This window comes from Sphingomonas bacterium, assembly GCF_903643035.1.
Classification (GTDB): Bacteria; Pseudomonadota; Alphaproteobacteria; order Sphingomonadales; family Sphingomonadaceae; genus Sphingomonas.
On record NZ_CAHJWW010000129.1, the window covers coordinates 1 to 8,343 of the forward strand.

Annotated in this window: 11 protein-coding genes, 1 tRNA gene and 1 pseudogene; 7 read left to right on the plus strand and 6 right to left on the minus strand. The window is 68.4% G+C overall.

Annotated features, from left to right (window positions below):
* Positions 1-96: 96 nt before the first annotated feature.
* Both HUV01_RS09305 and HUV01_RS09310 read left to right on the plus strand, forming a co-directional pair.
* On the plus strand, positions 97-588 hold the full coding sequence (locus tag HUV01_RS09305) for an ExbD/TolR family protein (protein ID WP_174298005.1): 492 nt from the start codon (positions 97-99) through the stop codon (positions 586-588).
* A gap of 37 nt (positions 589-625) precedes the next feature.
* Complete coding sequence (locus HUV01_RS09310; protein ID WP_174298006.1) at positions 626-1,048, plus strand: ExbD/TolR family protein; 423 nt, start codon at positions 626-628, stop codon at positions 1,046-1,048.
* Positions 1,049-1,620: 572 nt separating this feature from the next.
* Here HUV01_RS09310 and dcd read toward each other — a convergent pair.
* From dcd to HUV01_RS09330, 4 genes are read right to left on the minus strand one after another with little or no spacing between them, the layout of a single operon-like run.
* On the minus strand, positions 1,621-2,175 hold the full coding sequence (dcd, locus tag HUV01_RS09315; protein WP_174298007.1) for a dCTP deaminase: 555 nt from the start codon (positions 2,173-2,175) through the stop codon (positions 1,621-1,623).
* Positions 2,166-2,813: a hypothetical protein gene (locus HUV01_RS09320; protein ID WP_217430967.1), complete on the minus strand. Its 648-nt coding sequence runs from the start codon at positions 2,811-2,813 to the stop codon at positions 2,166-2,168. Before HUV01_RS09320 ends, dcd begins: the two co-directional genes overlap by 10 nt.
* Positions 2,814-2,831: 18 nt before the next feature.
* On the minus strand, positions 2,832-3,293 hold the full coding sequence (locus HUV01_RS09325; protein WP_174298009.1) for a cytidine deaminase: 462 nt from the start codon (positions 3,291-3,293) through the stop codon (positions 2,832-2,834).
* Positions 3,294-3,295: 2 nt separating this feature from the next.
* The gene (locus tag HUV01_RS09330) at positions 3,296-3,778 is read right to left on the minus strand and encodes a UPF0262 family protein (RefSeq protein ID WP_174298010.1); all 483 of its coding nucleotides are present in this window, start codon (positions 3,776-3,778) and stop codon (positions 3,296-3,298) included.
* Positions 3,779-3,942: 164 nt separating this feature from the next.
* Here HUV01_RS09330 and HUV01_RS09335 point away from each other — a divergent pair, with 164 nt between their 5' ends.
* A complete protein-coding gene (locus HUV01_RS09335) occupies positions 3,943-5,451 on the plus strand; it encodes a replicative DNA helicase (RefSeq protein ID WP_174298011.1) in 1,509 nt (502 codons plus the stop codon).
* Between the two features lie 122 nt (positions 5,452-5,573).
* On the opposite strand, the gene HUV01_RS09340 is transcribed toward HUV01_RS09335, so the two are convergent.
* Positions 5,574-5,658 (minus strand) — tRNA-Leu (locus HUV01_RS09340).
* A gap of 111 nt (positions 5,659-5,769) precedes the next feature.
* Complete coding sequence (locus HUV01_RS09345; protein ID WP_254606528.1) at positions 5,770-6,495, minus strand: OmpA family protein; 726 nt, start codon at positions 6,493-6,495, stop codon at positions 5,770-5,772.
* A gap of 31 nt (positions 6,496-6,526) precedes the next feature.
* Here HUV01_RS09345 and HUV01_RS15175 point away from each other — a divergent pair, with 31 nt between their 5' ends.
* The 4 genes and pseudogenes from HUV01_RS15175 to HUV01_RS09355 form a co-directional block, all read left to right on the plus strand.
* The gene (locus HUV01_RS15175; RefSeq protein WP_254606529.1) at positions 6,527-6,733 is read left to right on the plus strand and encodes a hypothetical protein; all 207 of its coding nucleotides are present in this window, start codon (positions 6,527-6,529) and stop codon (positions 6,731-6,733) included.
* 269 nt (positions 6,734-7,002) lie between these two features.
* Positions 7,003-7,209 carry a hypothetical protein gene (locus tag HUV01_RS14955; RefSeq protein WP_217430968.1) on the plus strand — a complete coding sequence of 69 codons (207 nt, stop codon included), beginning with the start codon at positions 7,003-7,005 and terminating at the stop codon, positions 7,207-7,209.
* Positions 7,210-7,414: 205 nt separating this feature from the next.
* A pseudogene (locus HUV01_RS09350) lies at positions 7,415-7,984 on the plus strand (ANTAR domain-containing response regulator); the annotation flags it as partial.
* 23 nt (positions 7,985-8,007) lie between these two features.
* Positions 8,008-8,343, plus strand: a 336-nt coding sequence (locus HUV01_RS09355; RefSeq protein WP_174298013.1) for an ABC transporter substrate-binding protein, incomplete at its 3' end; no start/stop codon positions are given.

Genomic DNA, 8,343 nt, shown 5'->3' on the forward strand with positions numbered 1-8,343 from the left:
CATCAAGGCGGCGCCGGGTCGCCGTGGCGGTGATGCACCGCCCGGCCTTACCGACCAGGCCCGACCGGGTCCGGATCACAGAACAGGACAGCCCCGATGGCGATGAGTACTGGTGGCGGCGGCGACGCCAACGAACGGCCCATGTCGGACATCAACACGACGCCGCTCGTCGACGTCATGCTGGTGCTCCTCATCATCTTTCTGGTGACGGTCACGGTCGCGGTGCAGACGGTGAAGCTGAACCTTCCCGACGTGTCGTTCGACCCCACCACCACCAAGCCGGAGAACGTGTCGCTGTCGGTCACGACGGACGGCGCCGGCCAGTGCGCGGTGTTCTGGAACCAGTCCAAGGTCGGGCACGAGGAGCTGCTGAAGCTCGCGGTCGACAAGCTGAAGGCGGAGATCGCGCGCCAGGGCGGCGCCAACGCCGCCGGTCTCGACCTGCCCGAGGCGCATATCCGCGGCGACGTGAACGCGCCGTACAAGTGCATCGGCGCGGCGATCTATACGATGCAGATGGCCGGTTTCGCCAAGGTCGGCTTCATCTCGCAGCCCCCGCCCAACGGCACCGCCGGCAGCACCTTCTGATTCCCCACCCGCCTCGCGCATCCAGGAGTAGTTCCCAATGGCCATGAGTGCCGGCCGCGACGACGGCGAGCCGATGATGGAGATGAACACGACGCCGCTGATCGACGTCATGCTCGTCCTGCTCATCATGTTCATCATCACGATCCCGCCGCAGACCCATGCGGTGAAGATCGACCTGCCGCAGGGCAATCCGCCGCCGCAGACGGTCCTGCCCGACAAGAACACGCTGTCGATCAACCCCGCCGGCGTGGTGTCCTGGAACGGCGCGCCGGTCGATCAGGTGACGCTGACCCAGTATCTCGACGCGACGAAGCGACTGCCGACCGAGCCGGAGCTGCATTTCCAGCCCGACCCGGAGGCCAAGTACCAGAAGGTCGACCAGGTGCTCGCGATCATCAAGCGCGCGAAGATCGAGAAGCTGGGTTTCCTCGGCAACGAGCAATATTACCGGTCGTTCTGACGGCATTGGTACTCGCCAGACTATGCAAGGGCGGTCCTGCCGGACCGCCCTTTTTCGTGGGCGAAGCCTATGGTTGGCATCGTCACGAGCGCCGGGCCAATCGACGCTGGACCCGATCACGGGCTTCCGTCGGATCGCGTCATCCCGGACCTGTTCCTGGTCCACCCGGATACCGGCGACCCGGATCGGGGCGCGACGACTTCCGCCTGAAACAGATGTGGACCGCGGCCGTGTTCGGTGATCCCGCCCGGACGGACAGGCCTTCGCGTTCTTCCGCGAGAGCGCACACGTGGCCTTTCCCCTGGTGACGTTGGTAGCCCTTGGCGCCCGCCTTTGCGGGGGTACCGGTTGCCTGTCCGACACGTACGAGCACCGAACAGGTCCTGAAGGATGGGGCCGAGAACCGGGACTCCCGCCCATCGATGGGGGCCAAGGCGTTTCGATCCGTATGCATCGCTCCCCCAGGCCGTTTCCGCGAACCGCGCCGCGATGAGTCCCGGCCTTCGCCGGGACGACGGAGCCTGCCGATGAACGGCGAATCATAGCCGCCCCCCCCCCCCGCAGCTTCGGCGTCACAGCTTGGGCAGCGTCACCCCCTGCTGACGCATGTACTTGCCCGCCCGGTCGGCATAGCTCGTCTCGCACGGCTCGCTGCCGGCCAAGAACAGGAACTGGCACGCGCCCTCATTGGCATAGATGCGCGCGGGCAGCGGCGTGGTGTTGGAGAACTCCAGCGTCACATGCCCCTCCCAGCCCGGCTCCAGCGGCGTGACGTTGACGATGATCCCGCAGCGCGCATAGGTCGATTTGCCGAGGCAGATCACCAGCACGTCGCGCGGCACGCGGAAATATTCGACCGTGCGCGCGAGCGCGAAGCTGTTGGGCGGGATGACGCACACATCGGTCCTGCGATCGACGAAGCTGTTCGCGGCGAAGTCCTTGGGATCGACGATCGCCGAGTCGACGTTGGTGAAGATCTTGAACTCGTCCGCCACCCGCGCGTCGTACCCATAGGAGGACAGGCCGTAGGAGATGCACCCGTCCGCGCGCTGCGCCTCCACGAACGGCTCGATCATGCGGTGGGCGAGCGCCTGCTCGCGGATCCAGCGGTCGGCCATCACGGACATGCGGTCTGCTCCCCTCGTTCACACGCTCTTTCGGCAGCAGCGCGGCTGGCGAGGTCTGGCAGGACAGGCAGCCCCTGCCTCGCGCGCAGCCCCATGCCGCAGGCAAGGCTCAGCATGAAAGGTTCTGCGCTTGAGAGCGTACGGGGGACCTGGGTCAAACGATCTTCTCGGGCCTCGCGCGCAAGAATGGCTGGCAAGGCACCCTTGATCGAGAACGGCAACTCGGGTCCGCAACCGCCGTACTCGCGACAGACGGCAACCCAGCGAAGAACGAAGGCCGAGTTGCGATACGCCATGTCGGACCGGCGCTCCTGTTCAAGTTCGCGCCGACGGTCCCCCGCGATGATCTGTGCGTCGAGCATCGGTGCGATCTCCTCGCTGGACCAGGCAAGCGACGCGTGGCCGCCGCACCGGCCGTACTCCACGATCGCCTTCTCTCGCAGGATATTCCAGGGCGTCGGCGCGGTATCGACGTGTGCTGGAGGATCGACAGTCTCCCGCCGCGTTCGGGCATCCAGCATCCGATCGACCAGCTCGCGCCGGTCGGCCTGGTTCATGGAACCTAGCCGGATCGCTTCCCACGCAAGGCTCCCCGCCCTGAAGATGGTGATACCGCGGACGATCCGACCCAGGCTCATCGGCCTATCTCCACTGCCTCACCCCGTCATCCCAAGGTCCGCCGGCCCGAACGCGTGCGGCAGCAGCTCGCTCAACCGATAGCGTTCCACCGCCTCCCCCTCCGCCGCGGCGCAGATCACCGCAAGGTCGCGCCCGCCGACCTGCGCGGCCTCCATCAGCACCTGGCGGCATCGCCCGCACGGGCCGACCGGCGCGGTGCCCGTCGGCCGGCCGTCGGCGTCCATCGCGCCGCCGATCACCGCCACCGCCACCACGTCGCGCAGCCGCCCCGCGCTGCTCGCGACCGCCACCGCCACCGTCTCGGCGCACAGCGACAGGCCGTAGCTGGCGTTCTCGACGTTCGCGCCCGTCACCATGCCGCCATCCGCCAGCAGCAACGCCGCACCGACCGCGAAGCGGGAATAGGGCGCATGGGCACGGGTCGCCGCGTCCCGCGCCGCCGCGACAAGCTCCGCCTCCCGGGCCTGAACCTCAACCATCGTCATCCCCTGATGTGGAGCACGCAGATCAGCGTGAACAGCCGCCGCGCGGTGTCGAAGTCGACGTCGATCTTGCCCGCCAGCCGTCCGCGCAACAGTTCCGCCGCGTCGTTGTGCAGGCCGCGCCGCGCCATGTCGATCGTCTCGATCGCCTGCGGCGTGGCCGCGCGGATCGCCTCGAAATAGCTGTCGAGGATCGTGAAATAGTCCCGGATCGGTCGCCGGAACCGGCCCATCGCCAGCACCAGCGTCTCGAGGTGGCTGCCGTCCTCGCGGTGGAGGTGCAGGCCGAGCCGTCCGTCCTCCGTCTCCAGCCTCAGCCGGTAGGGGCCGGCATAGCCGTCGGCATGCTCGCGCTGCGGCGCGAAATGGTTCTCCTCGATCAGGTCGAAGATTGCGATCCGCCGCTCCTGATCGATATCCGCCGAGCGCCACGCGATGGTGCGCTCGTCCAGCGTGACATCGATGATCCGGGGGTCGGCCATCAGCCGGGCGTAGGGCCGATCCCGCGCGCCGACAATCGTCGCCCCAGAGCGCGGGCCGGGATGCCGGCCGGAGTGCCCGTCAGCTACGGGCGGCCGCCGGCTTATCCACAGTTTTCGCCGCATCGTGCTTGAGGGCGGCGGCACGCGGCTCCACAAGCGCGGGCATGGCCACGCTCGCATTTCCCCCTTCCAGTCCGTCCGGCGCCGCGACTCCCGACGCGACCGTCACCCTGCCGCAGAACGTGGAGGCGGAGGCGGCGATGCTGGGCGCGATGATGATCGACAACCGCCTCGCCGACGATCTGATCGACCGGTTGGAGCCGCAGCATTTCTTCGAACCCGTCCACGGGCGCGTGTTCGCCGCGATCAAGACGCTGCGGGGCAACGACATGCTGGCTACGCCCGTCACGCTGCGCCCGATGTTCGACGCGGACGAGGGGATGCGCGCGCTGGGCGGGCCGGCCTATCTCGCGCAGCTGACGGGATCGGGCGCCGGCCTCATCGGCGCGCGTCAGTTCGCGACCCAGATCTATGATCTGGCGATGCTGCGCGCGCTCGTGTCGGTCGGGCGCGGCCTCGTCGACCGGGCGATGGACACCAGCGAGGAGGTGAACCCGCGCGGCCAGATCGAGCTGGCGGAGACCGAGCTGTTCAAGGTCGCCGCCGACGGCGGCGCCGAGAACGCCGTCAAGACATTCGCGCAGGCCACCACCGCGGCGGTGAAGATGGCCGAGCGCGCGCTGAACTCGGGCGGGCACCTGTCGGGGGTGACGACGGGGCTCGATTCGATCAACGCCAAGATCGGCGGCATGCACCATTCGGACCTGATGATCCTCGCCGGCCGCCCCGGCATGGGCAAGACGTCGCTCGCCACCAACATCGCCTTCAACGCCGCGCGCCGCTGGATGCGCGACATGGCGGACGGCATCGCGCCCGACAAGTCGGTGGGCGCCAAGGTCGCCTTCTTCAGCCTGGAGATGAGCGCGGACCAGCTCGCGACCCGCATCCTGGCCGAGCAGTCGCGGATCAGCTCCGAGTCGCTGCGCATGGGCAAGATCAGCCGCGCCGAGTTCGGCCAGCTCGCCGCCGCCGCCGCGGAGCTGGAGCAGCTGCCGCTGTTCATCGACGATACCGGTGGCTTGAGCATCGGCGCGCTGCACACCCGCGTCCGGCGGCTGCAACGGCGGCACAACAACGAGATCGGGCTGGTGGTGGTCGACTATCTCCAGCTGCTCAGCGGCTCGGGCAAGGGATCGAGCGACAACCGCGTCCAGGAGATATCGGAGATCAGCCGCGGGCTGAAGACGCTGGCCAAGGACCTGAACGTGCCCGTTCTGGCGCTGTCGCAGCTCTCGCGCGCCGTCGAGCAGCGCGAGGACAAGCGCCCGCAGCTGAGCGACCTGCGCGAATCGGGGTCGATCGAACAGGACGCGGACATGGTGTGGTTCGTCTACCGCGAGGATTACTACGTCGCCGCCAAGGAGCCCAAGCGGCCCGTGGAGGGCGACGACGCGCGCGCCTTCGAGGATCATGCCCGCTGGGCGAGCGACATGGAGCGGGTGTACGGCCTGGCCGAGCTGATCGTCGCCAAGCAGCGCCACGGCGCGACCGGCAAGGTGACGCTGAAGTTCGAGCCGAGCGTGACGCGTTTCTCGGATTACGCCGGCTATTGAGGCGGCAAGGAACGGCGCCCGGGTGCAGGGCCTGGCACTGCTCCGCCCGGCGAGTCGGCCGGAGACTGGGGTCACGAAGCGCCGCCATGACCGCGACCTGCCGGCCGGACCGACGGCGGAGGTGGTGCGGGTGGTCGGGGTCGAACCGACACTCCTTGCGGAACCGGATTTTGAGTCCGGCGCGTCTACCAATTCCACCACACCCGCGTGGTCCGGTGGCGATGCCATACCGGAGGGCGGCGCGTCCAGCCCCCTCGGTCGCTCGTGGCGACGACGAAACGGCGTGCCGATACGCCGTCCCATGTCGATCGCGGAGCCCTACAGCTTGATGAGCTCGACCCGGCGGTTGGCGGCCTTTCCCGCCTCGTCCACATTGGTCGAGACCGGGTTCGTGCGGCCATAGCCCTTCGCCTGAAGGCGGTCCGCCCCGATCCCTCCCGCGACGAGCGCCGCCAGCACGGCCTTGGCCCGGCCGTCCGAGAGCGCCAGATTGTGTTCGTCGGTCCCCGTGTCGTCGGTGTAGCCGTTGATTGCGAGCCTCAGCGAAGGGTCGGCTTTGAGCAAGGCGATCACCGCGTCCATCTGCGCGCCTGACGTCGGCAAGACCCGGGTCTGGTCGGTCGCGAAGTTGACGTGGATCACGGCCTTCCCTGTCCTGTCGAGGTCGGCCTTCAGCTGATCGGGCGGCAGCAGGGCAGCGGTCGCCACGAACGCCGCCGTCTCGACGACGGCGAGCGAGGCTTGCGCGGTCGTCGTCGCGTAGTGGATCCATATCTCGTCGGTCGGGCGATGGACGACCCAGGTCTCGGCGGGACTGTTCCATACGTCCCCGAGCCCCATCAGCAGTTCCTGCCGCGTGGCGTCGGGAATGGCGTCGATCGTCTCGTTCGGGATCTTCGCTTCGCTGACCTTGACCGCACCCGCCTGCTGAAACAGCGCATGCATGTTCTTCTGCAGCTCATAGGAACTGAAATCGTCGCTTTTGGGCGCGATGATGGTCACCATGTAGGTCTGACCTTCGACGTCCTTGAACGCCTTGCCCATCCAGAACAGGAAATGGCCGAAGCCGGGAGGCTTGGGCGTGTTCTGCGGCGCGTATTTCGGCGGCAGCCCGAAATACGGGAACTTGCCGAGCGGCGCGTTCGAGATCGGCACGCTGGCGATCGTGAAGTCCGCCGGCCCCGGCGCGACGGGGGGCGTAACCGGAGTCGGAGTGGAAGTCGCCGCCGCCGTCGCCGCCGATGCGTTGAGAGTGACGGCGTCGTCAGCCCCGGACTTGTGACCGCAGGCGGTGGCGAGGACCGCGAGCAGTACGATCGGCGTAGACCTCCGCATAGGTTCCCCCTTGTCGGCCGCGATGCCGAAGCTAACAGCATCCGCCGGCGGTCGCAATCGAGCCGGACTGGTCAGGGCGGCTGCCCTCGCTGGACCGGCTCGCGGCGATCGGTCATGATGAGGAACCGCATTTTGATGGGGCAGCGCGGGCGACCGAGCCGGTGATCCTCCACTGGACCGAAAGGAGTGTCTCAGGGCGACATGTTGGCAGGTATCATGCTCATCGCGGCCGGAGTGGCGGGCCTTCTCTGGTGCAACAAGCGCGCGTTCGACCGTCGGAATGCCGCCGGCGTTCAAGAGTTCAGATCCTATGGCCACTCGCTCGGCGTGCGTACGCTTGAGCGGTTGGCCCGGCTCGGGGGCCTGATCCTGATCCTGGGCGGGTTCGGAAGGTTCGTGATGGTGCTGGCGACGGGGCACTAGCCCTGTCGAGAGCGAGTGCTGCATCTGCCATAGTGCCGACCTGATCCGCGCTGGACAGGACCAGCTGTGATCGACGGGGAAGACTGCGCAGGTGTCTGCCACGCGCGGCAAGTCGTCCGTCCGTGCGTCGATCCGGCCTGGCCTGGCTGCGTCATGGGCGTAGATGGAGATTGCCGTTCGCTGCATTGCAGCATAGCGTCCGCCGATGCGGATCGCGATCGTCGATGACAGTGCCGGACGCGCCGCCATCATCGCGGAAGGGCTGCGCGACGCGGGACTGACTGATACGGTCGTGCTGACGGAGCGGCACGCGCTGCTCGCCCGGTTGGAGGCGATCGCGCCGGAGGTGGTCCTGGTCGACCTGGAGAATCCCAGCCGCGACGTGCTGGAGGAGTATTTCGTGATGTCGCGCGCGCTCGCACGGCCGATCGCCATGTTCGTCGATCAGAGCGACGAGGAGACCACCGCCGCGGCGGTCGACGCGGGCGTGTCCGCCTATGTCGTCGCCGGGCTGTCGCGCCAGCGGATCAAGCCCGTGCTCGACCTGGCGATCCGCCGCTTCCAGGCGTTCTCGCGGCTGAAGGCGGAACTGCACGAGGCGCGCACCGCGCTGGCCGACCGCGCCGCCGTCGATCGCGCCAAGGCGATCCTGATCCGCCGCCGCGGCCTGGACGAGCCGGCGGCCTATGCGCTGCTGCGCCGCCACGCGATGGCGTCGAACCGGCGGATCGCGGAGGTCGCCGATGCGATCGTCACCGCCGAGGCGCTGATGGGAGACGCGCCGGGACGCTCGACCCGATCCGCCTTGGCTTCCTGCCGCTCGTCGACGCCGCGCTGCCGATCGTCGCGCGCGAACAGGGGTTCGCCGAGGCGGAAGGCATCCGGCTCGACCTGGTGCGGGACCTCAGCTGGGCGACGGTGCGCGACCGGTTGCTATATGAACAGACCGACGCCGCGCACCTTCTGGCCCCGCTCGCGATCGCCACCACGCTCGGCCGGGGGCGACCCGCGGTGCCGCTGGCGGTGCCGTTCGTCCTCGGCCTGAACGGCAACGCGATCACGCTGTCGCCGGCGCTGGCCGACGCCGTGGCTCCCGGCGAGGGGCTCGGCGATCCGCGCGCGGTCGGCGAGCGG